Annotated in this window: 1 protein-coding gene; it reads left to right on the top strand. The window is 55.6% G+C overall.

The window, feature by feature from the left end; translation table 11 throughout:
- Positions 1-216, top strand: a 216-nt coding sequence (locus H8K55_RS21515; RefSeq protein WP_186944289.1) for a hypothetical protein, incomplete at both ends; no start/stop codon positions are given.

Below are 216 nucleotides of genomic sequence, written 5' to 3'. Positions count from 1 at the left end.
CTACAGCGACTAATCTGCAAGTGTCCACCGATGGTGGCGCAACGTGGGGCAATGCGACGACCGCAACGATTGCGGCAGGTAGCACGAGTGTGTTGGTACGGACACCGATCACCGATGATCTGATCAACGAAGTGACTGAAACCTTTGATTTAACAGTCACCCGCACAGCAGGTACGACCACCAATGCCTCCGCAGTCGGTACCGCGACGATTACTG

The sequence above is a fragment of the Affinundibacterium flavidum genome, from assembly GCF_014284175.1.
Lineage (GTDB): Bacteria > Pseudomonadota > Gammaproteobacteria > Burkholderiales > Burkholderiaceae_D > Undibacterium > Undibacterium flavidum.
The sequence above is the reverse complement of the archived record's forward strand: the minus strand, read 5'-3'. Positions and strand labels throughout refer to the sequence as shown.